At 53.4% G+C, this 25,161-nt stretch carries 18 protein-coding genes and 1 tRNA gene; 16 read left to right on the top strand and 3 right to left on the bottom strand.

What is annotated here, in order from left to right; all coding sequences use genetic code 11:
- Window positions 1-153: 153 nt before the first annotated feature.
- From RAL90_RS14280 to obgE, 5 genes are all read left to right on the top strand, one after another.
- A complete protein-coding gene (locus RAL90_RS14280) occupies window positions 154-2,745 on the top strand; it encodes a zinc-dependent metalloprotease (RefSeq protein WP_306251796.1) in 2,592 nt (863 codons plus the stop codon).
- Window positions 2,746-2,896: 151 nt separating this feature from the next.
- A complete protein-coding gene (gene rplU / locus RAL90_RS16375) occupies window positions 2,897-3,541 on the top strand; it encodes a 50S ribosomal protein L21 (RefSeq protein WP_372340384.1) in 645 nt (214 codons plus the stop codon).
- Window positions 3,542-3,547: 6 nt separating this feature from the next.
- Window positions 3,548-3,811, top strand: a complete 264-nt coding sequence (rpmA, locus tag RAL90_RS14270) for a 50S ribosomal protein L27 (RefSeq protein WP_306251794.1) — start codon at window positions 3,548-3,550, stop codon at window positions 3,809-3,811.
- Window positions 3,812-3,882: 71 nt separating this feature from the next.
- Window positions 3,883-4,428, top strand: a complete 546-nt coding sequence (locus RAL90_RS14265) for a GNAT family N-acetyltransferase (RefSeq protein ID WP_306251792.1) — start codon at window positions 3,883-3,885, stop codon at window positions 4,426-4,428.
- A complete protein-coding gene (obgE, locus tag RAL90_RS14260) occupies window positions 4,425-5,465 on the top strand; it encodes a GTPase ObgE (protein WP_306251790.1) in 1,041 nt (346 codons plus the stop codon). The genes RAL90_RS14265 and obgE overlap by 4 nt, the downstream gene beginning before the upstream one ends.
- 20 nt (window positions 5,466-5,485) lie before the next feature.
- On the opposite strand, the gene RAL90_RS14255 is transcribed toward obgE, so the two are convergent.
- A complete protein-coding gene (locus RAL90_RS14255) occupies window positions 5,486-6,460 on the bottom strand; it encodes a complex I NDUFA9 subunit family protein (RefSeq protein WP_306251788.1) in 975 nt (324 codons plus the stop codon).
- A gap of 270 nt (window positions 6,461-6,730) precedes the next feature.
- Between RAL90_RS14255 and RAL90_RS14250 the strand changes: the two genes are divergently transcribed.
- From RAL90_RS14250 to hsdR, 10 genes are all read left to right on the top strand, one after another.
- Window positions 6,731-6,817, top strand: a tRNA-Leu gene (locus tag RAL90_RS14250).
- 194 nt (window positions 6,818-7,011) lie between these two features.
- Entirely contained in the window at window positions 7,012-8,199 is a 1,188-nt protein-coding gene (locus RAL90_RS14245; RefSeq protein ID WP_306251786.1) for an integrase arm-type DNA-binding domain-containing protein, read from the top strand.
- Between the two features lie 67 nt (window positions 8,200-8,266).
- A complete protein-coding gene (locus RAL90_RS14240; RefSeq protein ID WP_306251784.1) occupies window positions 8,267-8,980 on the top strand; it encodes a hypothetical protein in 714 nt (237 codons plus the stop codon).
- Between the two features lie 174 nt (window positions 8,981-9,154).
- Complete coding sequence (locus RAL90_RS14235; RefSeq protein ID WP_306251782.1) at window positions 9,155-9,373, top strand: AlpA family transcriptional regulator; 219 nt, start codon at window positions 9,155-9,157, stop codon at window positions 9,371-9,373.
- Window positions 9,363-9,803 (top strand): helix-turn-helix domain-containing protein, encoded by a 441-nt coding sequence (locus RAL90_RS14230; RefSeq protein WP_306251780.1) that lies wholly within the window; start codon window positions 9,363-9,365, stop codon window positions 9,801-9,803. Before RAL90_RS14235 ends, RAL90_RS14230 begins: the two co-directional genes overlap by 11 nt.
- Window positions 9,804-9,978: 175 nt before the next feature.
- Window positions 9,979-15,981, top strand: a complete 6,003-nt coding sequence (locus RAL90_RS14225; RefSeq protein ID WP_306251778.1) for an ExeM/NucH family extracellular endonuclease — start codon at window positions 9,979-9,981, stop codon at window positions 15,979-15,981.
- A 227-nt stretch (window positions 15,982-16,208) separates the two neighbouring features.
- The gene (locus RAL90_RS14220; protein ID WP_306251776.1) at window positions 16,209-17,309 is read left to right on the top strand and encodes a tyrosine-type recombinase/integrase; all 1,101 of its coding nucleotides are present in this window, start codon (window positions 16,209-16,211) and stop codon (window positions 17,307-17,309) included.
- A gap of 214 nt (window positions 17,310-17,523) precedes the next feature.
- Window positions 17,524-18,972 carry an N-6 DNA methylase gene (locus RAL90_RS14215; RefSeq protein WP_306251774.1) on the top strand — a complete coding sequence of 483 codons (1,449 nt, stop codon included), beginning with the start codon at window positions 17,524-17,526 and terminating at the stop codon, window positions 18,970-18,972.
- A 229-nt stretch (window positions 18,973-19,201) separates the two neighbouring features.
- On the top strand, window positions 19,202-20,170 hold the full coding sequence (locus RAL90_RS14210; RefSeq protein WP_306251772.1) for a restriction endonuclease subunit S: 969 nt from the start codon (window positions 19,202-19,204) through the stop codon (window positions 20,168-20,170).
- Window positions 20,171-20,279: 109 nt separating this feature from the next.
- Window positions 20,280-22,592 carry an EcoAI/FtnUII family type I restriction enzme subunit R gene (hsdR, locus tag RAL90_RS14205; RefSeq protein ID WP_306251770.1) on the top strand — a complete coding sequence of 771 codons (2,313 nt, stop codon included), beginning with the start codon at window positions 20,280-20,282 and terminating at the stop codon, window positions 22,590-22,592.
- A gap of 159 nt (window positions 22,593-22,751) precedes the next feature.
- Here hsdR and RAL90_RS14200 read toward each other — a convergent pair whose 3' ends face one another.
- Window positions 22,752-23,213, bottom strand: coding sequence for an ABA4-like family protein (locus RAL90_RS14200; protein ID WP_306251768.1), 462 nt, complete (start codon window positions 23,211-23,213; stop codon window positions 22,752-22,754).
- Window positions 23,214-23,326: 113 nt separating this feature from the next.
- Between RAL90_RS14200 and RAL90_RS14195 the strand changes: the two genes are divergently transcribed.
- Window positions 23,327-23,911, top strand: coding sequence for a hypothetical protein (locus RAL90_RS14195; protein WP_306251767.1), 585 nt, complete (start codon window positions 23,327-23,329; stop codon window positions 23,909-23,911).
- Between the two features lie 27 nt (window positions 23,912-23,938).
- Here RAL90_RS14195 and fabB read toward each other — a convergent pair whose 3' ends face one another.
- On the bottom strand, window positions 23,939-25,156 hold the full coding sequence (gene fabB / locus RAL90_RS14190) for a beta-ketoacyl-ACP synthase I (RefSeq protein ID WP_306251765.1): 1,218 nt from the start codon (window positions 25,154-25,156) through the stop codon (window positions 23,939-23,941).
- Window positions 25,157-25,161 lie beyond the last annotated feature (5 nt).

The following is a 25,161-nucleotide window of genomic DNA, read 5'->3' as shown; positions in this document are numbered from 1 at the left end:
TCGTTTGACGCTTGCCTTTGGGGCCTTCTGCATGCCTCCCGCCAGGGGGTAATCCTTACCTTACCAATCAGTCATGGGCTTCATATTGCCTTGCCACTTTTGGCCATAATCGGCATTGTCGTTGCAAAATGGGTCGTAACGAGGGGTTCTTCCATGCGCAATTCACGCCTTGAACAGCTATTGCTGTCTTCCAATCATGCCTGGTTTATGGCTGCTTTGGGGTCATTCTCACTGCTTCTTGCTACCGCGGCACCTGCCCTGGCGCAGGATGATGAGGACGATGAAGAAGACGATGCTGAAACTATTGAGGAATTTACAGAAGATTTCGATGTCATAGTGGGGATTTTTCCACTCTATCAGGATCCTGAGGATGGTTCACTCTACATGGAGATTTCCGAGGATCAGCTTGGTGAAGAGTTCATCGTCTATTCCCATACGGAAAATGGGGTCTTGTCGGCAGGCACATTCAAGGGCGCTTATCGCGACCAGCGTATCATCAGCTTCGAGAAACACTACAATTCCATCGAAGTTGTCGAAAGAAATACGTCTTTCTATTTCGATCCGGAGAATGAGCTTTCCCGTGCGGCAGATGCAAACATCTCTGACGCCATCCTGTCTGTCGTGGATGTGGATGCTGAAACTGAAGCCGTTGAAGGTGATGATGCGGCGCCTGCCAGCTATCTGGTCAAGGCTGATGGTCTGTTCCTTTCAGAGGATCTGCATCAAGTAAAACCGTCTCCAAATCCCGAAGCGCCGCCATTCAGTTTTTCTCTGGGCGGCCTTGCCAGCGATCGTACGAAATATGATGACATCCGCAACTACCCCGAAAATCTCGATGTCGTCGTGGATTATGTGTACACAAATCCGGCGCCGATTGCCTTTGGCAGCGAGGCCGTAACCGATGCTCGTGCGGTCACTATCAAGGTACAGCATTCCATTCTGGCGATGCCGGAAGAAGGGTTCGTGCCGCGTTTCGACGATTATCGCGTGGGCTATTTCCTGGATCGGGTGACAGACCTGACGGACCCATCATCTACACCGTATCGTGATCTTGTTAATCGCTGGCGCCTCGAGAAGCAGGACCCTGATGCGGCTGTTTCTGATCCGGTTAAGCCAATCACATGGTGGATTGAAAATACAACGCCTGAGGAGTATCGCGATACTATCCGTGATGCCACTCTGGCCTGGAACGAAGCTTTCGAGAAAGCCGGATTCTCCAATGCTGTTGAAGTCAAGGTGCAGCCTGATGATGCAGACTGGGATGCCGGTGACGTCCGCTATAATGTGTTGCGCTGGACATCCTCTCCTATTCCACCATTTGGCGGGTATGGGCCAAGCTTTACCAATCCGCGCACAGGTGAAATTCTGGCCGCAGACATCATGCTGGAATATGTGTTCCTGACGAACCGCCTCTTCTTCACCAGCCTTTTTGACACTGAGGCAAATGCTTCAATGTTTCCGTCTCATTCTCATGACGACCGGAACTGTGAATTCGGGCATGTGCTGCAGCAAAACTTGATGTTTGCCAGTATGGCTGCCATGCGCGACGGCATGACGGCTACTGAACAAAGTGAGTTGGTTGATCAGGGTCTCTACTATCTTATCCTGCATGAAGTCGGGCATACGCTCGGGCTTAATCACAATATGAAGGCGAGTATCCTGCATGGGCCACGAGAAGTGCATGATGCGTCTGTCACAAATGGTATCATAGCAGGCTCTGTGATGGACTATCCTGCCCTTAATGTCGCGCCACTTGGCATGACACAGGGTGACTATACCAATACGCGCCCCGGACCTTATGACGACTGGGCAATCATTTTCGGCTATGCGCCTGAAATGGATGACCCTGCACAACGTAAGGCGCATCTTGAGCGCTCGCTTGAGCCGGGTCTTGCTTTTGGTAATGATGCTGACGATATGCGCGCCTCTGGTGGCTGGGGGATCGACCCCCGGGTCATGATTGGTGACATGTCCAATGACATGATTGTCTATGGCCGTGACCGTGCAGAACTGGCGCGCGACCTGATGGGACGCCTGCTCGACAAGTATGATGATGAAGGCAGCAGCTATCAGGATGTTGTGTCCGGATATCTGACTCTGACCGGTCAGCAGTCTTCGATGGCGCGTTCCGTGTCTCGCTATATCGGCGGCATTTATGTGGAACGTGCAGCACAGGGACAGTCTGGTGCAACGCAGGCCTTCACGCCCGTACCCCGGGCGCGACAGGAAGCCGCTATGGCTTACCTGGCTGAGGAACTCTTCGCTCCAGAGGCTTTTGCCGTACCTGAAGAGCTGGCCGCCATGTTGCAGAGCCAGCGTCGTGGCTTTGATTTCTTCGGCGTGACTGAGGATCCGAAAATCCACGAGCGGGCACTTGGCATTCAGCGTGACGTTCTGACACATCTGACAAGTGCCGCGGTTTTGGATCGCATGACGAACTACCAGATCTATGGTGGTGAGTATTCCGCCGCCGAGATGCTGCTAGATCTTAATGAGGCCGTTTTCGGTGGAGACCTGACCGGCAACCCCAACACCTTCCGCCAGAACCTGCAGGTGCTTTACACCGGGCAGTTGATTGCGGCGCTTGAAGCGGGCGCGCACAGCAATGTGTCCCGCTCAGCTGCGCTCGGTGCCATTATGGATATCAATAACCGTCTTGGACTGATCGCTTTCGGTCAGAGCGCCGATGCAAAGGCACACCGCGCGCATATCCGGGCGTTGGTGAACAGCGTACTGGACGACTGAGCGGGCGATATTCCCCTTTAACTGGGGGCATTTCAAGTTGACGGCGTCATGATTTGTCATTATGACGCCGTCTCTTTTCAAAACCCTGACAGAAGTTCCGGGAATAAAAAGGATCCGTTGAGGCAAGACCTCGTAAACAAGGAAATCGAATATGTATGCAGTCGTGAAGACAGGCGGCAAGCAATATAAAGTTGCTGCCAATGATGTTATCAAAGTCGAAAAACTGAGCGGTGAGCCGGGTGATGTTGTGACACTCGACGACGTTCTCATGGTCGCGGGAGACAGCGGTGTAACGGTTGGCAGCCCACGTGTTGATGGCGCTGCTGTCGCCGCAGAAATTCTTGAGCAGGCCCGCACCAAGAAGATTGTGGTCTTCAAGAAGCGCCGTCGCCAGACATATCGTCGCAAGGCCGGGCATCGCCAGCACTTAACAGTCTTGCGTGTTACCGACATTTTGACTGGTGGTGCAAAACCATCAGCCAAGAAGAAAGCGGCACCGAAGAAGGAAGCAGCACCAGCTGCAGACGCGCCTCAATCTGATATCAAGGATGATGTGTCCTTGATCGGCGGCGTCGGCCCCAAGCTGAAAGAGAAGCTTGAGGGTTACGGTATCTCGTCACTTAAGCAGATCGCTGAAATGGATGCCGCTGCTGTGACGAAAATGGACGAAGAACTCGAATTGCGTGGCCGCGCGGAGCGTGAAGAATGGGTCGAGCAGGCACGCGAGTTGCTTGCCGGTAAACCGCCACGGGCAAAAGTTGATCAGGCCGCTGCGGCGAAATCTGAAGAGGAGTAAAGACTAATGGCACACAAAAAAGCAGGCGGCTCATCCCGTAACGGTCGCGACTCCGAAGGTCGGCGCCTTGGTGTGAAGAAATTTGGCGGGGAACTTGTTATTCCTGGCAACATCATCATCCGTCAGCGCGGCACAAAATTTCATCCTGGCGATAATGTTGGTATGGGGAAGGATCATACGATTTTTTCCAAGGTTACGGGCAATGTCTCCTTCCGTCGCACGCGTGATGACAAGAGCATCGTGAGTGTTGACCCCATAGAAGCCGAATAAGCTCCAGTTATTTCCTTTAGGAACACGAAGGAGGGCTGCGGCCCTCCTTTTTTATTTTGAGCGTATAGAAAATGACTGATGTGATCAAAACCGCAAGACTGGAACTGCGCCCGCTCACCATGCAGGATGAAGCGGCGTATTTCGCTGTCGTTAATGACTATGACGTGGTGAAGATGACGGCTTCATGGCCGTGGCCTGTTTCGCGCTCCTATGTTGCTGACAGGCTAGAGCAAGCTGCAACGAGGGACCCGTCACGCAATGCAGGCCTTGGTATCTTCGCGAATGGCGAGTTGGCCGGAAATATGGGGGGGCACCTTGAGGCCCATCATGTGACCGGTGAAGAAGTGATCTGGGTTGGATTTATGCTGGCCAGGAAATGGTGGGGAGCTGGCCTGATGACAGAGGCTTTGTCCGTATTGTGCCCATATTTATGGCGGAGGCTTGGATTTGTGGATATCTATGGTGAGCACTATACTGATAATCCCGCTTCTGGCCGGGTAATGGAAAAGGCAGGGTTCACATTTGTAGGACCTGCGCAGGAAGTCTGGTGCGCGGCCCGTGAAAAGCACCTGTCTGGCCGCCAATACCGTCTAGCCGCAGAAGGAATGCCGTCATGAAATTTCTCGACCGTGCCAGAATATTTATCCGCAGTGGTAACGGGGGCGCGGGATGCGTATCCTTCCGCCGTGAAAAATTTGTTGAGTTCGGCGGGCCTGATGGGGGAGATGGTGGCCGCGGTGGGCACGTGTTTGCCGAGGCTGTTGAGAATCTCAACACACTGATTGACTATCGCTATCAGCAGCATTTCAAGTCCCAAACTGGCGTGCATGGCATGGGGCGCAACCGTACGGGTGCTGATGGCGGGGATGTCATCATCAAGGTGCCTGTTGGTACCGAGATCTATGAGGAAGATGAAGAAACACTGATTGCTGACTTGACGGAACCGGGTCAACAGGCCTTGCTGGCCAAGGGCGGTAACGGCGGTTTTGGGAATGCTCGCTTCAAATCCTCCACATCACAGGCGCCGCGCCATGCAAATCCCGGCCAGACTGGTGAGGAGCGAACGATATGGTTGCGGCTGAAGTTGATTGCGGATATTGGTATTGTCGGCCTGCCCAATGCAGGCAAATCCACTTTCCTTTCTGCTGTTTCTGCTGCAAAGCCCAAAATTGCTGATTATCCGTTTACGACCCTTCATCCCAATCTTGGCGTCGTGCGCCTGGGTCCGGGGCAAAGTTTCGTCATGGCGGATATTCCAGGCCTGATAGAGGGGGCGCATGAGGGGCATGGAATCGGAGACCGTTTTTTGGGCCATGTAGAACGCTGTGCAGCCCTCCTTCACGTGGTTGATGGCACTCAGGATGATGTTGCTGGGGCGTATCAGATTATCCGCCGGGAACTGGAGGCGTATAGCCAGCTTCTGGCTGCCAAGGATGAATTGGTCATCCTGAACAAGGCTGACTCAATTCCACCGGACCAGCTGGAGACGCAGTGCCAGAAACTGACCGATATATCAGGTCAGAGAGTGCATGTGGTCTCCGGCGTGACACAGGCCGGTGTGCGCGATGTGCTCGGATTACTGATGCAACAGGTCACCATGGCACGGCGCGGCGGCAAGACGCTGGATGAGGACATATCTGACTGGCAACCATGAAATCTGTACAGGGATTACCGTCAGACAGTTTCTGGCGAAAACTGTCCGTATTTGCGGAAGCGCACCAGATAGCCCGGCAGAATGGACTCGAGTGTTTGAGGTGTAATACCGAGATCCTCAATTGTGCCAATAGTGTCTTCACCGGAAATGCCGACAATATTGTCTGACTTCAGAAGTTCGACCTGATCTGCTGTCAGCGGCGCTGAAACGAAAGGCAGTTTGCCGAGGTTCTGGCCAATGGTGCCCATGGCGGCGGCAACCGGAAACGGCAGAGGCACCAAAAGGCGCCGCCGGCCAATCACCTTCAGCATGTATTCCATCAGTTCCCTGAAGCTATAGACACCAGGCCCACCCAGTTCATAGGTTTTGCCGCTCGCAGATGGGTTTTCAAACGCCGCACAAACGCTGTCTGCCACATCATCCACATAGACAGGCTGGAAGCGGGTCTTGCCGCCACCAATCAGGGGCAGGGCGGGAGACAGCCTTGCCATATCTGCAAAACGGTTGAAGAAATCATCGCGCGGCCCGAATACAATGGAAGGGCGCAGGATGGTTGCCTGTGGCATATGCGCCCGCGTGGCGGCTTCCCCCTCCGCCTTGGTACGAGCATAGACACTCTCACTGTCCGCAAGGGCGCCAATGGCAGATACATGCACGGCCTGCGCAACGCCTTCACTCGCCGCGAGAGAGGCAATGGCACGTGCACCATCTGCCTGAACAGCCGAAAAGCTCTGATCCCCTTCTTCTGCCAGAATGCCAACCAGGTTGATTACCGCATCCGCGCCCTGCAGGGCCTCGGCAACGGAACCGGCGTGGCGCACATTGGCCTGAAACAGCTGAACTTGTCCGACAGCCCCCATGGGCCGCAGAAACTGCGCCAGATGTGGACGCCGGACAGCAGCCCGCACTCGCCAGCCGCGGCTTGCCAGTTCACGCACGACATTGCGGCCGACAAAGCCGGATCCGCCAAAAACAACCGCCAGTTTACCTGTCACACTCTGTCTCCTTGAAAGGTGGCCTCGGCGTAGCGGAATTGCCTCCCGTTTTCAATCCGCCAGCATCCACTGGCTGGCAAAACAGGCATGGCGCTTGCAAGGTTACCGGGAGATTTACAATACTGACTCCAAGGCTTCTTGCACGGCCATCCAGTCACGTGACTGACCCTTCACCGTTTTCCCCGGTGGAGGGTTTTCTTTTGTGCGGCAGCGCTTTCTGGTTTGACAACGTCGCGATGCCCGCCTAGATACGCTCTCTTTCCGAAGCCTGCCCAGGTGGCGGAATTGGTAGACGCGCTAGCTTCAGGTGCTAGTGCCCTTATGGGCGTGGAAGTTCGAGTCTTCTCCTGGGCACCATTTGTTCCTCCGATACAGTCCGGCAGGACCTAAAATGTAAAATAAAATCAATAATATAGGTTGGTTTAGCTTTGCCGTTTGTCCGGTTAAGTCCGCCCAAATGTGTTGGTATCCAGCGAATTTATTGGTTGATTTGTTGGTACATTGGAGGTGAGGTGATATTCGCCGATCCCCGGTACCAACAGGCGGCGCTAATGCCTTTAAATGATACGCAAATTCGGAAATTTAAATCCACAGACAAAGCTCACCGGCATGCTGACGGTGGTGGTTTGTTTCTTGAGGTAAGACCTACTGGATCAAAGTTATGGCGGCTCGCTTACCGGTTCGACGGCAAGCAAAAGTTGATGGCGCTCGGCTCTTACCCTGAAGTGACGCTTGCCAAAGCACGGGAGCGCCGACTTGCAGCACGGACATTGCTGGCGGACGGTGTTGATCCGATGGTGAGGTCGAAAGAAGAGAAAGCAAGGGCAAGGTCTGTCAATGAAAACACGTTTGGCCGGATTGCAACTGAACTCTTAAAGAAACATGAGAAGGACGGTCTGGCAGAGCGAACGCTGACCAAAAAGCGGTGGTTGCTGGGACTGGCCGAACAGGAATTGGGCACGCGACCAGTTGCTGAAATCAGTGCTGCGGACGTTCTGGGTGTACTGCGAAAGGTAGAGGCTAAGGGAAACTACGAAAGCGCCAAGCGCATGCGCTCGGTTATTGGTCAGGTGTTTCGTTATGCCATCGCCACAGCTCGGGCAATCGATGACCCGACCTACGCACTGCGCGGCGCCTTAGTAAAAACACAAGTGACACACCTAGCAGCATTGACCGATTGGGAAAGCTATCGCGAATTAGTTCGTGCGATCTGGCAGTACGAAGGTGGAACGCCGGAAACCAGAAGCGCGTTGAAATTAATGGTGCTTTTGTACCCCCGACCTGGTGAGTTGAGGCAGGCGCGTTGGGATGAATTCGATTTGCAAGCCGGTGTCTGGACCATCCCGAAAGAGCGCATGAAGATGCGCCGGGAGCATGTGAAGCCACTGGCACCGCACGCCATCGAAATCCTTAAGGAATTACGTGCCCTGAATCTGGAAAGCGATCTTGTCTTCCCATCGGCATGGGTGCAGGGCAAGCCGATCAGTGAGAACACGTTGAACACCGCCTTGCGGCGTATGGGATTCACCAAGGAAGAATGCACCTCGCACGGCTTCCGCGCCAGCGCCTCCAGCCTGTTGAATGAAAGCGGTAAGTGGTCGCCCGACGCTATCGAGGCCGAACTTGCCCATATGGGCAAGGACGAAGTGCGCCGTGCATACCACCGCTCGAAATACTGGGGAGAACGGGTGCGAATGGCGGACTGGTGGGGAAAAGAAATCGTGGAGATAGCTGGATAGTTGCTTGACGCAATAAGGCGCCACCGGACGAATCGGGACTTATTATAGGCAACGAAAGGTTGCCGCAATGCAGGATATCGATTTTTGGAAGTTGAGCGACGAACTCACCATTGTTCAGGCGGCGCTATTGGTAATTGGTGTAAACCCTGATGATCATCCATTTGTAGAGAGCGGTAATCTGGCAGACAGACCGAGAGGTTACGAGGCGGCAAAGCATGCCATTTTCACGAGCCTCAAAGCCGAGCGAATACGGGGAGAAATCAAATACTTCGTAGACGAACGGGGCGATTATGATCCTTATCCGTCCGACACAGACTCCACCGTAGAAGTGGCAAGTCTTAAACAGTGGTTGAAAGGCAAAGGAATGACGCAACATTTCTTTTTCTTCCCGGAGAGTGCTGTCAGCGAATTTATGGACACTGAACACCCGCGCTACTCGAGGAAGCTAGCGGCGGTGGTGGCAGCTTGGCAGGCAATGGATAACCCTGACCGTCTGAGGTCAAAGACGGTTAAGCAGGCTGTGGAAAAATGGTTACGTGAAAACGCATCCCAATATGGCCTGCTTAACGAAGACGACGGGAGCCCCCAGGAATCCGTAATCAAGCAATTAGCGAAAATTGTAAATTGGCAGACAGAAGGCGGCGCACCGAAAACCGCTTCCGCCGAAAATGAGATGAAAATTTTGCCAAAGCCTGACGGAATACTCTCGGTAAAAGCCCCTGCTTCATCACCCGCCAAAACTTCTAGCACCTTCGATTTGGACGAGGAGATACCATTCTAAGTTATTCAAAATATTGACCGAATTTCCCATCCGCCCAGGGCTTGGGTCAGGTTTCCATATAACCTGACCCAAGTTGACCTTAAAATATGAGCAGGTAAATTCAAACTTGCCCTCCTATTAATCTCGCCACGGATGATGAAGTTTGAATGCGACGCAATCAAACGGAGTCGCATTATGCAAGACTTGCATCTCATCCCGGCAACTGGCTTTGTCCGCCTTAAGCAAATCCTCGCGCCTGTCGGGCCGATACCTGTCTCCAAGTCGACATGGTGGGCAGGCATCAAAGACGGGCGCTTTCCCAAACCGCTGAAGTTGGGCGCGCGGGTAACGGTTTGGCGGGCTGAAGATATTCACGCGTTGATTAAAACGGGCGTGCCTGTCGATGGCGCGTAAGCTCAAAGGGCACGCCTTCAGTATCCACCGCGCCTACACCGTCAGCGAGATTGCCGATAAGCTGCAAGTGCATCGCCAAACCGTCTTGCGGTGGATCAGGGCGGGGGATTTACAGCCGGTCGATGGAAGCCGCCCGATTCTCATTGAGGGGACAACGCTGAAAGCCTATTTCGCCACGCGCCAGCCCAAGAAGCAGAAATGCGGCGTTGACGAATGGTTCTGCATGAAGTGCCGGACCCCGCGTAAGGCCGCTTTCGGTGAGGCAGAAATCGTAACTGCCAATCGGGTGACCTGCAATGTCCAAGCGCTTTGCGAGGAATGTGCGACGCTCATGTTTCGCCGGTTCTCCCATACCGATTTGCCCCTGCTTGCCGCTTCCATGACCATCACAGCGCCGCATCGTCTCGAACACCTAAAATTGTGCAGATAACGAACTGTTACGGAACTGTCCTAAAAATATTATCTGTACGTTGCATAACTGACATGATTACCGAATAATTTCCCGACCAAGAGTCACTATTTCGTGGGAGAGTCTTGGGCGTGGGGTCTGAGAACTTCTTTCTGTTTTTGTAATTTAAGTAATGACAAGAGGAGCTTCTTGGGTCATGGCAATACTATTTACTGAAGAATTTGAAGACGATGGTAACGGCAGCAGATATACGCTGAGGGATCTGAACACGGGTCTTTCGCTTACGCAATTCACGGATAATGGTGGTGATTACTTTACCCAAACAGACGGCAGTAATATTTCAGGCGTCTACACTGGCCCGTCTGGCACATCATTCTTTGCCGCCCAGGATACAGATGGTGAAACACCAAACTCTGATATGCTGCGTATCGAGTTTAATCAGTTTGATATTTCCGGTTTTGAAAACCTCTCGTTCGCAGGACTGTTTGCGGAAGATACGGCGAACGATGGCAATGAGGACTGGGATGCTGACACACTAGTTTATGTTGAAGCCTCTATTGATGGCGGCGCCTTCACCAAGATCCTGCAATTCGCTTCACAGGGCGCAACGAACACGGAACCCGGATTGGATACAGACTTTGACGGTATTGCAGACGGCACAGCCCTGACAGATACATTCACCGAGTTCACCGCGGCGATTTCTGGCACTGGCTCAACGCTGGATCTGCGTATTACTATGGAAAACTTGGACGCAGGTGATGAAGACATCGCTTTTGATAATGTGCGGGTGACAGGTGATGCTGCAGGCCCTGTCATCGTTTCAGTTCTTAATGAAACCTTTGATGATACAAGCAATTTCACAATTGCTGATGCTGCAGGCACTCTCTCGTTCTTTTCTGATGGGGGCGGGGATTATTTTGGCCTCAATGATGGCCTCGGTGGTGGTAATTACGGTGCAGGTGCTGCGCCTTCTGGGGCGAAAGCCTATACGGGCGCAGATGGCAGCTATCTTGAAGGCCAGGACCTTGATGGTGAGGGGGCAACATTGCCCGTCTCGATTTTGTTTTCATCACTCGATATTTCAAATCTCACTAATTTGAGTTTTTCTGGAGACTTTGCAGAGTTTTTTGATTCTCCTGTAGACATCGATAGTACAGATTTCCTGCTTGTTGAGTATCAGATTGATGGCGGTGGCTTCCAGAACCTGCTGGCTTTTGAAGGTGCGGACTTCACATCGGGCTCTAGTAATGGAAACTTCCGTCAAGATACCGATTTCGACGGCGAGGGTGATGGCACGACGCTAACGGATGCGTTCCAGACATTTACAGCAGGTATTGCTGGTACAGGGGCATTGCTCGATCTGCGCTTCTCTGCGTCCGTAAACGCCGGTGATGAAGACTTTGCCGCAGACAATTTTGTCATCACGGGTGAGCAAAACGGTGGTGGAGACGTAACGGCGCCAACGCTCCAGGCATCCACACCGGCAGATGATGCGGTGGATGTTGACCCGGCTGCAGATCTCGTTCTGTCTTTCGATGAGACAGTCCAGGCAGGAACTGGAAACATTACAATCTTCGCCTCAGCTGATGACAGCGTGATTGAGACAATTGATGTGACTGGGATGAACGTCAGTTTCAACGGAACTGATGTCACCATCAACCCAACATCAGATCTTGCAAATTCTACCAGCTTTTATGTTCAGGTTGACGCCACAGCAATTGAAGATGCTGTGGGTAATGCATTCGTTGGTATCGCCGATGAGACCACGTTTAATTTCACCACTGCGGATGCTGCGCCTGTTGTTGCTGGCCTGATTAGTGAATTCCAGCCAAACCCGGCAGGATCAGACCCGGCAAACCAATCCTTTGAGCTGAGCGGTATTGCTGGCGAGACTTTCTCCGGCTGGATCCTGAGTATTGAGAGTGATCCCGGCAGTCAGGGTACGGTAGACCGGGCAACTCAAGTTTCAGGAACTTACGACGTAAATGGCTTGCTCACGGTTTCTGTGCCAGACCTTGAGAACCCATCCTTCACTGTGGTCCTTACAGACAGCTTCACAGGAACAGCTGGCTCAACGGATATCGATACGGATGATGACGGTGTCGCAGACGATGTCTCCACGATCGGAACCGTTTTCGATGCGATCGGTGTTCCAGACAATCAATCTGATGAGGCATTCCTTTATGGTTCAGACCTCGGCGGCGCGGACTTCGCTTTCACCGGCGCTGAACCACAACTGATCTTCCGCGATGCCTCTGTAGGTGATCTATATGCTGTAAATATTGCGGGAGATTCAAACGGGGCCGTATTCGATGTTACTGGCACAGATGTGACGGCAGACATATTTGATGTGGATCCAACAGCAGCGACCGACACATTCGGTGCCATCAACCCAACCACCGCGGTTTCTCCGCTGATCAGTGAATTCCAGCCAAACCCAACAGGCACAGACCCTGATCCGGCGACAGTTGAGCTCAGCGGTCAGGCTGGTGAGGCATTCTCCGGCTGGATCATCAGCATTGAAAGTGACTCATCCAGTTCAACCGGACTTGTGGACAGAGCTGCTCAGGTATCAGGTACATTCGATGCGAATGGTCTGCTAACAGTATCTATCCCGGATCTTGAAAACCCATCATTCACGATTGTATTGCTTGATGACTTTACAGGTACAATCGGTGTGACGGACATTGATACAGATGATGATGGGGTCGCAGACGATCTTTCATCATTCGGTACCGTGTTCGATGCGATCGGCACGCCAGACACTGCAGGAGATGAGGCTTTCCTTTACGGGGCACAGCTGGGTGGTACAGACTTCGCTTTCACAGGTGATGAGCCACGCCTGATCTTCCGCGAGGGCAGTTTTGGTGATCTATACGCGATTAATGATCCGGATAATGGTCAGGTATATGATGAATTCGGTCTTGATGTAACACCACAGGCGTTTGATGCCGATCCGACGCAGGGAACAGACAGTTTTGGGGCATTAAACCCGAACCTGATCCCGGATGTGATAGCGCCATCACTTGTTTCAACAACGCCTGCTGATGGTGCGGCAAATGTGTTCACCGGTTCTGACCTGGTGCTGACGTTCGATGAGCGTGTTGTCGCGGGTTCCGGAAACATCACTATTTTTGATGCTAGCGACGACAGTGTCTTTGAAACTTTTGATGTAAATGGTTCGAATGTGTCATTCGATCCGTTGAATTTCAGCGTCACCATCGATCCAACAACCGACCTGGCAGCGGCAAAAGACTTTTATATGCAAGTTGATAATGGCGCCATCACAGATAATACCGGCAATGCATTTGCTGGTATCCTTGACACAGTTTCCTTCAACTTCACCACAGATGATGGCATCTTGCAGATTGGCGATATTCAGGGGTCTGCCGCAACTTATCTGCCTGGTTTTGGCTCACTCACAGATGCATCTCCGTTTGAAGGGCAGACCGTAACTATTTCTGGAATCGTTATTGGCGACTATCAGGAAGGCAATGGCGCTGATGGTGATCTCAATGGGTTCTACATTCAGGATCTCGGGGACGGTGATGCCGCATCTTCTGACGGTATCTTCATCTTCACTGGTGATGCGTCCATACCAACAGATGTCAGCCATGGAGACACCATCACGGTGACCGGCCTGGTCGAAGAATCGTTTGGTTTGACGCAGATAGATGCCACCGTGGGCTCGTTCACAATTGACAGTTCAGGTTTCGACATCCGTCAGCTGGTGACAACGGTTGACTTCACAACGATTGGCACACGTACAGATGACAGTGGCAATCTGATCTCCGACCTCGAAGCATTTGAGGGTATGTTGATTGATTTCTCTCAGGACATCACGGTCGTGTCGAACTTTAATCTGGACCGTTTCGGTGAAGTTCTGGGCTCTGCTGCCGGCCGCATCAGCCAGTTCACACAGGACAATCTCCCAGATGTTGCGGGTTACGCTTCTTATCTGGAAGCAGTCGCGCAAAACACGTTCATCATTGATGATGGTTTTGACGGCAGTAACAATCCGATCCAGAGACCAGATGGGTCATTCTCTGAGGCAGACGAGTTCCGCTTGGGTGATACAAGCTCTGATCTGTTCGGCGTGCTGGATTATGACTTTGATCAATATCGGCTGCGTCCGGTAGACTTGGATGATAACGGCAATGCCTATGATGACGTAACCTTTGACAATACTAATCCGCGCCCGCTGGATGCTCCAGAGGTTGGCGGCACACTGCAGGTTGCTTCCATGAACGTTCTGAATTTCTTCACAACGCTCGATGAAAACGGCAATCAAACGTTGCCGGGGTTCACTCCTTTCGGTGCTGACAATCAGTCTGAGTTTGATCGCCAGCTCGAAAAGCTTGTCAACTCTATTCTGGATGTTGATGCCGATGTCACCGGCCTGATTGAAGTTGAAAATGACTTTGATGGATTGCCGAATGCGAGCGGCGACAATGCACTAGACCCAATGCCTACTCTGGTTGCGGCGCTTAACGCAGCTGGCGGAACGCCAGGACAATATGCTTTTGTTGACCCGGGTGTGAATTCCGTCAGTGATGGTCCTATTTCAAGCGCATTCATCTATGATACGACGAAAGTAAAAATTGCTGATGGAACGACGGTTGCGATACTGAATGACAGCGTGGTGCAGACACTACCTGGTTTTGCTGGCTCCCCAGCGATCTTTGAAGGCCGAAGCTCAAACCGTCCTCCAATTGCTGTGACGTTTGAAGAGTTAGCAACCGGCGAACAGTTCACAGCAGTGATCAACCATTACAAGGCAAAAGGTCCAAGCTCAAATGCTGTTGGGGACAACGCAGACAGTGGAGATGGGCAGAATACCTTTGTTGGTACGCGTTTACGTGCTTCTCAGGCATTGGCGGTATGGCTCGAAACCAACCCAACCGGTACGGATGATGGTGATGTTCTCCTTCTTGGTGATTTCAACTCATATGCAATGGAAGATCCAATTCGTGAGCTGGAAGCAAATGGCTTTACCAACCTGACAGCAGGTAATGGTGCAGACAATTACAGCTTCACATTTGATGGTCAGCTGGGTCAGTTCGATTATGGTTTCGCAAACGAATTGCTCCTGAACCAGGTCACTGGCGCAGCCCACTACCATATCAATGCTGATGAGCCAGATGCTCTTGATTACAACACTGACTTCAATGATCCGGCATTGTTTGATGCAACTTCGTCAGTTCGTCATGCGGATCATGATCCGGTTGTTGTTGGTCTTCGCCTGACGAACGTCATTGATACGCCGACGGAAGGTAATATTTACCAGGGAACACCGGATAACGATGTGATCGTCGGTTCATTTGCTGCAGAGCAGATGTTTGGTGATGCCGGTGACGACGTGATCGAAGGCAAGGGCGGCAATGATGAAATCTTCGGTGAAGACGGAAATGACACAATCATGGGCGATGCTGGCCGTGACTTCATCAGTGGTGGCCTCGGCAATGACGATCTGAACGGTGGCGCTTCTGGCGACGCCATTTACGGCGGGGAAGGTAATGATATCCTCAGAGGCCGTCGCGGCTCAGACTATCTGGATGGTGGAGCCGGTAATGACAAAATTTGGGGTGATGGTCTGGATGATATTGCCCTTGGTGGTACAGGCGACGATTTCATCAATGGCGGCGGTGGCAATGACCGTCTGAGCGGCGATGAAGGAGCAGACTTTATCATTGGGGGCGCAGCCCGCGACCAGATCTTTGGTGGCGATGGTGATGACCGCTTGGAGGGACGTCGTGGATCGGACCTGATTGACGGTGGTGCAGGTAATGACCTGATATTTGGTAACGGTCTGTCTGATGACCTGTTCGGCGGGACAGGAAATGATACGCTTCTTGGCGCTGGCGGCAGTGATGCCCTCTTCGGGGAAGCGGGCGATGACATACTCTCAGGTGGAGCGGGTAACGACTTCCTCTCTGGCGGTGCTGGTGTGGATGTTCTCACCGGTAACCGTGGGGCTGACACTTTCTTCTTTGCCACGGGAGATGAGCAGGATGAAGTAACGGACTTCCAGAACGACGTCGATACAATTGACCTGACTTCATTCGGGTTTGCGTCTGTTGATGATGTAACGGCCCTGATGAGTGAAATAAACGGCGATGTCATTTTCGCTTCCAGTACTGACACACTGACAATTCGCAATACAACAATTGCAGATCTGACTGACGACATCGCGTTCTAAAGAACAAAGCCCCTGTCGGTAACGGCAGGGGCCAGGAATTGAAAAAGCACGAGGGTTAATCTAGCGCTTTGCGAGGAATGTTCGACGCTCATGTTTCGCCGGTTCTCCCATACCGATTTGCCCCCGCTTGCCGCTTCCATGACCATCACAGCGCCGCATTGTCTCGAACACCTAATAGATAGTTATCACCCCTGCCTGAATGTTCACTACAGAGAGGATGGCAAGACATGCCGAAATCGCCCGCTAAAAACACACGCCTGAAGCGCGATTACCTGACTTGGCTGGAAGGCGCAAAAGGCCAGGACGAGAAGACAACGACGCAAGTTGCAGCGGCGCTGTCTCTCTATGAAAAGTCCATCGGCCACCGCGAGTTTGCGCCCTTTCATTTTGAACAGGCGCGCAAATTCAAGCGTGATCTGGAGTCGGCAAGTAACGAGCGCACCGGCAAGCCCCTGTCGCAGGCGACCATCCGCTCACGCCTGAATGCGGTGAAGGAATTCTTCCGCTGGCTCGCCATCCAGCCGGGCTATCGCCAGAAGGTCAGCTATGCCGACACCGAATATTTCAACATGAGCCGCAAGCAGGAACGGGTGGCCACCGCGAATCGGGGCAGGCTCGTCCCGACCCTTGACCAGATACGCCATGCCCTTGCCACCGCCCCTGCTGAAACGGCGGTGGAGCGGAGGGACAGGGCGCTCCTTGCCTTTGCCATCCTCACCGGCATGCGGGACGCGGCCATGGCGTCCCTGCCGCTTGGCAATGTCAGCATCGAGCAACGGGAGGTGTTTCAGGATGCGCGCCTTGTGAAGACCAAGGCGTCCAAGACCATGCGCACCGTCTTCTTTCCTGTCGGCGAAGACCTTGTCGCCATCGTTACGGATTGGGTAGCCTATCTGAAGACTGATCTTCTCTATGCCGAGACCGACCCGCTGTTTCCCAAAACGGCAGTGGCAAGCGATGGCGGCCTGTTCGCGGTGGCGGGTGTGAAGCCCGAATTCTGGAGCGATGCCAGCGCGATCCGGCGCATCTTCCGCGAGCGTTTTGAGGCTGCAGCCTTGCCCTATTTTAATCCGCACAGCTTTCGAAAAACCCTGATAAAGCATGCTTATCAATTGAATCTGGGGGCGAGGGAGTTAAAGGCATGGAGTCAGAATTTGGGCCACGAGGGTGTGCTGACGAGCCTGACAAGCTATGGAAATTTGCATGACTGTGAGATGCAGGAGATTATGCAAACGCTTAAAGGAAAAGCTGAATCGGGCTGCAAGCCCAACGCTTCTGAGAAGATTATCGAAGACATGCAGGATGTCCTTCGCAAATACTGTGCTTGAAACGTCTGAATTAGTGACTATGTCCAGCCTGCTAACGGTGGGGGGGTGGCTTGATCTCAAAAGCCTATCTGGTGCGTACCGCCCCGGAAACTTAATCCGCGCTAATGGCCTCTGTTTTCAAATTGCGATCTGGCACCCGCATAACAGCCAAATTTTGCACTTTTGCAAAACGGCTTATGCCCATCTATGCGATTGACCATGCGAGGAGACGAGAATGTACGAAAACGCATTTAACAAGATCGAACGTGACCTCAGGGCCGAAGAAGGCATCGCCAATGAACTGGACTATGTGGAACAGACCTCGTGGGTGCTGTTTCTGAAATACCTGCACGACCTGGAAACAGAGCGACAAGATCGCGCAGAACTCGACGGCGAGGACTACACACCAATCATTGATGGTGCATACCGATGGGATAGGTGGGCTGCACCCAAGGTTGATGGCGCATTCGACCATAACACCGCCCACATCGGTGACGACCTGATCAAGTTCGTTGATCAGGAGCTGTTCCCCTATCTAGCATCCTTCCGCCAGTCTGCCACCAGCCCTGACACCATCCAGTATAAGATCGGCGAGGTCTTCACCGAACTGCGCAATAAATTCCGCTCGGGCTACATCCTGCGTGACGTGCTGGAAGCCGTCGATGGTTTGTCTTTCAACACCCAGGTCGAACGGCACGAGCTATCCCAGCTCTACGAAACCCGCATCAAGCGCATGGGCAACGCAGGCCGAAACGGCGGCGAATACTACACACCGCGCCCACTGATCCGCGCGATGATCAAGGTGACAGCGCCCAAGATCGGCGAGACGATCTATGATGGTGCGGTCGGTTCCGCGGGCTTCCTTTGCGAGGCCTACGACTACCTGCGCACCGACACGCTCTCCGCTTCCGAATACGAGACCCTGCAAACTCGCACCTTTTATGGACAGGAAAAGAAGGGCCTCGCCTATGTCATCGGGATCATGAACATGGTCCTGCACGGGATTGAGGCCCCGAATCTGATCCACGCCAACACCCTCAATGAAAACGTGATGGATATTCAGGAGAAGGACCGCCACGACATCATCCTCGCCAATCCCCCCTTTGGCGGTGGCGAGCGCAAGGAGGTGCAGCAAAATTTCCCAATCCGCACGGGCGAGACGGCCTACCTGTTCCTGCAACATTTCATCCGCAAGCTGCGCGCTGGCGGGCGCGCCGCCGTGGTGATCAAGAACACCTTCCTCAGCAACACCGACAACGCCTCTGTCGCGCTGCGCAAGGAATTGCTGGAGGCGGCGGAGCTGCACACCATCCTCGATTGCCCGCAAGGCACCTTCCAGGGCGCGGGCGTGAAGACCGTGGTGCTGTTCTTCGAGAAAGGCGCACCGACGCGAGACATCTGGTATTATCAGCTTGATCCGGGCCGCAGCCTTGGCAAAACCAACCCGCTGAACGACGACGATCTGGCGGAGTTCATTGAACTGCAACGCACCCGCCCGAACGGGCCGAAAAGCTGGATCGTCAACCGCGCCGATCTGGACGAAGACACCTACGATCTGTCGGTCAAGAACCCCAACGCGCCCGAGGCCGAGGCGCTGCGCAGCCCTGAAGACATCATCGCCGACATGCTGGCGCGGGATGCCGAGACGGCGCAAATCCTCGAAGACATTCGGGGGATGCTGTGAAGGATTTCCCGAATTCTGGTTGGGCCGAAAAGCAGCTTGGTGAAGTCGTTACAGTCACCAAAACTAAAGGTGGCAGCAGACCTCTCCCCTACGTGGGACTGGAAGACATATCGTCCGACGGCACTGGAGAGTTCACAGGTTCCTTGGTGCCGCAAGGTGACAAAAGCACAACCTTCGAATTTGGGCCAAGACACCTGCTTTACGGACGCCTGCGGCCTTACCTAACAAGGTGTATCGCCCAGATTTTGAAGGACACTGCTCATCGGAAATTTTTCCGATGCTTCCCGATGAGTGCCTTGATCGTGGCTACCTCTTTCATTGGATAACAAGTGATCAGGTTGTCGAGAAGATCAACGCTACAAGCACAGGCGCGCGAATGCCGCGTGCTAATGTGAAGGAAATTCTTCAGTTCCCAATCCCACTCCCGCCGCTCGAAGAACAACAGCGGATAGTTGCGGTTCTGGACGAGGCCTTTGAGGGTCTGGCCCGCGCCCGCGCCCACGCCGAAGCAAACCTCCAAAACGCGCGGGAGTTGTTTGAATCAGCGGTCGAGGCCGCCTTAGAAAGAGCTGGCGGGGAACCTGTTTCACTGCAAGAGATGATGGACACAGGTATGATCACCAGTCATCTTGATGGGAACCACGGCAGCGATTATCCTCGCAAAGCTGAGTTCGTTTCAGAAGGCGTTCCTTACATTTCGGCGAATTGCATCGCTGACAACGAGATCGACTTCGGTCGTTGCAAGTATCTGACACTGGAACGCGCGAGCGGATTGCGCAAAGGCGTTGCCAAAAACCGAGATGTATTATTCGCACACAATGCGACGGTTGGTCCAGTGACTCTTCTTAAGACGGAAGAGGAGAAAGTGATCCTCAGCACTTCTTTGACCTATTATCGCTGCAATGAGAGTGAATTGATCCCTGAATTTCTTGTCTGTGAAATGCGTAGCGCTGGTTTCCGTAGACAATATGAGGCTGTCATGGCGCAAGCGACGCGGAATCAAGTGCCGATTACGATGCAGCGAAAGTTTACGCACTTGATACCGCCTATTGCGGAACAGCGACGAATTGCCGAGCTTGGGGTGGAGTTGGAGGCGAAGTGCAATTCAGCAGAAAAAGCCTACGAAGCCTCTCTCAAAGATTTGGACGACCTTCGCCAATCCCTTTTGCAGAAAGCCTTCGCGGGCGAATTAACATGACTTATTTGAGAACGCGCATCTTATCCGAAAACCGGTTCCCGTTCTGCGCCTCGCTTGAACCAATGGCGCGAGGCTTGAACTTCGGGATGCGCTTGAGCGAGCAGAGAAGATGAGCATTCACGACGAAACCGAAGCCGATACCCGCGCCGAGCGCATAGATCCCGTCCTTGCGGCGGCGGGCTGGGGCGCGAATGGCTCGAAGGTGCGTCGTGAGGTCATCTGCCCTGGGCGCATCCAGTCAGGCGGCACGCGCGGCAAGGGCCTGTCTGCCGACTACGTGCTGATCCACAAAGGTCAGAAGCTCGCTGTTCTAGAGGCCAAGCGCGCAGGCGTCAGCCACCGCAACGGCGTCGGTCAGGCCAAGGACTACGCGACCCGTCTTGGCTCGCGGTATGCCTACGCCTCGAACGGCCTGAACTGGTATCAGATTGACATGGCCAATGGGGCCGAGGGCGACATGGACTTGCCCTTTCCGACGCCCGATGAGCTATGGGATCGCACCTTTGCCGATCACAACGACTGGCGCGAACGCTTCGGCGCTGTGGATTTCGAAACGGATGGCGGCAAGTGGGAGCTGCGCTACTACCAGCACAACGCGGTCAACGCTGCACTTGAGGCCTTGGCCAAGGGCGACCGCCGCATCCTGCTGACTCTCGCCACAGGAACGGGCAAGACCTCCATCGCCTTCCAGATCGCGTGGAAGCTGTTCCAGGCGAAATGGAACCTCTCAGGCGAACCTACACGCCGCCCGCGCATCCTGTTCCTCGCCGACCGCAACATCCTCGCCGATCAGGCCTACAACGCTTTTTCCGCCTTCCCGAACGATGCCGTCACGCGGATCGACCCCGAGACGATCCGCAAGAACCGAGGCAAGCCGCCGAAGAATGCAAGCTTGTTCTTCACGATCTTCCAGACCTTCATGACGGGCGAAGACGAACCGGTGTACACGCAGTATTCGCCTGATTTCTTCGACTTCATCGTGATCGATGAATGCCACCGTGGTGGCGCGAATGACCAGAGCGAGTGGCGTAGGCTGATGGAATATTTCGAGCCGGCTGTACAGCTTGGCCTTACTGCGACACCGAAACGCAAGCATAATGCTGATACTTATGATTATTTCGGCGAGCCTGTGTACACCTATGCATTACGCGACGGGATTGAAGACGGCTTCCTGACGCCCTTCAAAGTGCGCCAGATGGCCAGCACCATTGATGAATACGTTTATGACGGGACGGATGACGTTGTGGGGGGCGAGGTTGAACTTGGCCAGGGTTTCAGCGAAAGCGACTTCAATACCCGGATTATTATGGAAGAGCGTGAGAAGAGCCGTGTGCTTGAGTTCATGTCCCAGGTGGACCAACGCCAAAAAACACTGGTGTTTTGCGCCACTCAGGAACATGCGGCGCTTGTCCGTGATTTGATCAATCAGGTGAAGGACAGCAGCAACCCTAATTACTGTCATCGGGTGACGGCAGATGACGGGGCGGTAGGGGAGCAGCACCTGCGGGACTTTCAGGACAATGACAAGTCGATTCCAACGATCCTGACAACATCACGCAAACTTTCTACAGGAGTGGATGCACGCAATGTGCGGCATATCGTTTTGATGCGCCCCATCACGTCTATGATCGAGTTCAAGCAGATTATTGGGCGTGGTACCCGGACATATGATGGCAAGGACTTTTTCACGATCTGGGATTTCGTCAAGGCGCATGAGAATTTTCAAGACCCTGAGTGGGACGGCGAGCCGGAAGACCCGGTACCACCAGGACCATCGCCCGGTCCCGGGGTGCCGCCAGATCCTCCACCCGATGATCCTCCCGGTGGCACGCCGGAGCCCCCCGCGGAAAAGGTTGAAATAAAGCTGGCAGACGGTAAAGCGCGGCAGATCAGGTATATTGCCTCAACAAGTTACTGGTTTGACGGTAAACCCTTATCAGCGCGCGAGTTTCTGGACCGTCTTTTTGGCGACCTCAGTGCCCTGATAAATGGGGAAGATGAGTTGCGGCAGAAATGGAGTGACCCTGAGTTGCGGGCCCGGTTGCTGGAGGTGCTTGCGGAACGCGGCTATGATCGAGACCGGTTGGCGGATATGCGCTTACTCGTTGATGCGCCGGATAGCGACATGTTTGATGTACTGGCCTATATCCGATTTTCACTTGATCCCAAGACCAGACAACAGCGCGCCGACTACGCGCGTAGTTCCGGATTATCTGGATACGAAGAAGAGATGCATGATTTCCTGAAAGATGTTTTGAGTAGCTACGAGCGCAATGGCGTTAAGGAGTTGGAATACGGAAGCATCAAGAATTATCTATCTGCGCGATATGGGACCCTCGGAGATGCACGGCAAAAACTCGGGGATATGAAGAAAATCAAGGCCGCATTTGCTAACGTGCAGTCGCATTTGTATCGGGAGTAATAATGCTAGGCTCCGACAATGATGCAAATTTGTTGGTATATTTGTTGGTATCGAAAAGAATCGAAACTAGAATTCTTTGTAATAACAACACATTAAAAAGCAATTGTGATGCCTCTCCTGGCACCATATATCTCTTCGACACAATACAGCTCCGGGTCGTTACACCTTCTGGCTGCTCTTCCCGAGGGCTTTTGTGCCGCCTCTGACGAGTTGGAAGGCGAGGTAACCGGCTGGGCCGAACATCAGTGTCAGGAGCAGGAATGGTACCTGCAGGATTCTGTTCATGCCAATATCGTCGGCCTGACGTGCGATGATGGTGCCGACGACCAGGTCGAAAGCGAGATAATGCAGCCAGCCGGCCAGAAGGGCAGCGTCACTGGTGAAAAGTTGTCGCACCCCCGCAAGGGAATTGAAATCTCCGCCACCTGAGCCGCCGAGGCTGGTGGCAATGAGAACAACATAGGCAATGGCGACAAGGGACGGTACGATCAGCGCTGGTATAACTTTGGCGGCCCACCAGCGACGGGGGAGCAGGACAAGAACTGCCCAGCCAATCAGTGTGATCAGCCCCATGAGGCTGAATATCTGTTCCAGTGTTGCGGTGTCCCATTCCATTGTCATGACAGGCCTCCTCTATTTTCTGACAGGTTAGGGCAAACAGTCTTTTCTGGCCAATCCCCGTGACAATAAGGATACGGGAATGGTAAAATAGTCTGGGCGTTGGGAGGATTATCATGAGCGAATATCGTCGTCGGCACAGCTTTCTGGACCGCGTGGAGCGGGTTTACCGTCTGGAAGAAGAGGCGGTCATTGAGATACGCCCACAGAAAAAGATTGAAATCCGGTTGGATGATGTTGTCGAATTCCGGCTTTGCCACCTGCCCACAACCGAAAAACCAAATCGCTACATGACGACGATCAAGAACAGCAAGGGTGAGTGCATTCAGTTTGACAACATGCATTACCGCGCCAAAGGCGGCCTCGAAGAGCGCTCACTTGCCTATCGTGATTTTGTTGAGCCGCTCGTTGCGGCCCTGCGGGCGGAAAATCCAAACTTGCTGGTACGCTCCGGTGGTGCGCGCTGGTATTATATTTTGCGCATGATGGAAGGGTTGGGTCTTGCGCTGGCTGTTATGCTCGGGATCCTTTTCATCCCCATGACTGATGGCTGGTTCTCTGCGATCGGAATACTGAAGATTGTGGCAGTGCTGGCGCTCCTGCCGCTGGCTGTGCGCTGGGCCATCAAGATCAGGCCGAAGCTCTATCCGATCCTGAACCTCCCAGCCCGGGTTTTGCCCAGTGAAGGACAGGCCGCGTAATCTCGCGATACGGCAAGTGCTTTTTGATCAGCTATACCGGTTGATTGCCAGGCAGGCATTTGTACCACCGAAACCAAAAGAGTTGGTGATAAAACAGTTCAGGCCTGCATTATCGATACGCTCACGCACGATTGGCAGATCGGAAAATTCAGGATCAATCTCAGCAATATGTGCGGATGCGGTGATGAAATCTTCCTGCATCATCAGAAGGGAAAAGACGGTCTCCTGTGCGCCAACAGCGCCAAGCGAGTGTCCGGTGAGTGACTTTGTGGAAGAAAAATGCGGGATATTATCACCAAATACTTCACGGATAGCGCCAGTCTCCTGCTTGTCGCCAACAGGCGTTGATGTGCCATGCGTGTTTATATAATCAATGGGCTGATCAACAGTCGAAAGTGCCAGATTCATGCAGCGTACGGCACCTTCCCCGGACGGTGCCACCATATCATGCCCGTCTGAATTGGCGCCATAGCCGACAATCTCGCCATAGATTTTCGCCCCGCGTGCTATCGCCCGCTCAAGTGATTCAACTACCACGACAGCGGCACCGCCTGCGATGACAAATCCGTCGCGCCCAGAATCGTAGGCGCGTGATGCGGTGCCGGGCGTGTCATTATATTTTGTGGACATGGCTCCCATAGCATCAAACAGGTTGGAAAGCGTCCAGTCCAGTTCCTCACCACCACCGGCGAAGATTACATCCTGCTTGCCCATGGCAACCTGTTCATAGGCGTGGCCGATACAATGCACAGATGTCGCGCAGGCTGAGGAAATTGAATAATTCAGGCCCAGAATCTTGAAGGGCACTGCAAGCGTGGCCGAATTCGTGGAACTCATCGCCTTCGGGACCGCGAAAGGTCCGATCCTTTTGGGCCCTTTTTCCTGCGTGGTTGCCGCAGCTTCGACAATCGCTTTTGTAGAGGGGCCGCCAGATCCCATCACAAGGCCGGTCATCGGATGGCTGATCTCGGCTTCTTCCAGTTGTGCGTCTTCAATTGCCTGCTGCATGGCAATGTAATTCCAGGCAGCGCCTTCGCCCATGAACCGCAAAGCGCGTTTGTCCACGTGGTCCGCAAGGTCTACCTCAGGCGGTTTGCCATATACCTGACAGCGGAAGCCAAGGTCTGCATATTCTTCCGATCTCGTGATGCCTGAAGTACCATTACGCAATGCTTGCGTAACATCAGCAGCATTGTTGCCGATTGATGATACAATGCCCAGGCCAGAAATAACGACGCGCCGCATAAAGT

The sequence above is a fragment of the Parvularcula sp. IMCC14364 genome (assembly GCF_030758415.1).
GTDB lineage: Bacteria > Pseudomonadota > Alphaproteobacteria > Caulobacterales > Parvularculaceae > Aquisalinus.
This window is presented reverse-complemented; position numbering and strand designations above follow the sequence as displayed.

Excerpts from the sequence above, each read along its gene's own strand:
- RAL90_RS14280 (WP_306251796.1), top strand. The coding sequence starts at position 154 with ATGCGCAATTCACGCCTTGAACAGCTATTGCTGTCTTCCAATCATGCC.
- obgE (WP_306251790.1), top strand. The coding sequence starts at position 4,425 with ATGAAATTTCTCGACCGTGCCAGAATATTTATCCGCAGTGGTAACGGG.
- fabB (WP_306251765.1), bottom strand. The coding sequence starts at position 25,156 with ATGCGGCGCGTCGTTATTTCTGGCCTGGGCATTGTATCATCAATCGGC.
- rplU (WP_372340384.1), top strand. The coding sequence starts at position 2,897 with ATGTATGCAGTCGTGAAGACAGGCGGCAAGCAATATAAAGTTGCTGCC.
- hsdR (WP_306251770.1), top strand. The coding sequence starts at position 20,280 with ATGAGCATTCACGACGAAACCGAAGCCGATACCCGCGCCGAGCGCATA.
- RAL90_RS14200 (WP_306251768.1), bottom strand. The coding sequence starts at position 23,213 with ATGACAATGGAATGGGACACCGCAACACTGGAACAGATATTCAGCCTC.
- RAL90_RS14230 (WP_306251780.1), top strand. The coding sequence starts at position 9,363 with ATGGCGCGTAAGCTCAAAGGGCACGCCTTCAGTATCCACCGCGCCTAC.
- rpmA (WP_306251794.1), top strand. The coding sequence starts at position 3,548 with ATGGCACACAAAAAAGCAGGCGGCTCATCCCGTAACGGTCGCGACTCC.
- RAL90_RS14265 (WP_306251792.1), top strand. The coding sequence starts at position 3,883 with ATGACTGATGTGATCAAAACCGCAAGACTGGAACTGCGCCCGCTCACC.
- RAL90_RS14245 (WP_306251786.1), top strand. The coding sequence starts at position 7,012 with ATGCCTTTAAATGATACGCAAATTCGGAAATTTAAATCCACAGACAAA.
- RAL90_RS14225 (WP_306251778.1), top strand. The coding sequence starts at position 9,979 with ATGGCAATACTATTTACTGAAGAATTTGAAGACGATGGTAACGGCAGC.
- RAL90_RS14195 (WP_306251767.1), top strand. The coding sequence starts at position 23,327 with ATGAGCGAATATCGTCGTCGGCACAGCTTTCTGGACCGCGTGGAGCGG.
- RAL90_RS14235 (WP_306251782.1), top strand. The coding sequence starts at position 9,155 with ATGCAAGACTTGCATCTCATCCCGGCAACTGGCTTTGTCCGCCTTAAG.
- RAL90_RS14240 (WP_306251784.1), top strand. The coding sequence starts at position 8,267 with ATGCAGGATATCGATTTTTGGAAGTTGAGCGACGAACTCACCATTGTT.
- RAL90_RS14220 (WP_306251776.1), top strand. The coding sequence starts at position 16,209 with ATGCCGAAATCGCCCGCTAAAAACACACGCCTGAAGCGCGATTACCTG.
- RAL90_RS14215 (WP_306251774.1), top strand. The coding sequence starts at position 17,524 with ATGTACGAAAACGCATTTAACAAGATCGAACGTGACCTCAGGGCCGAA.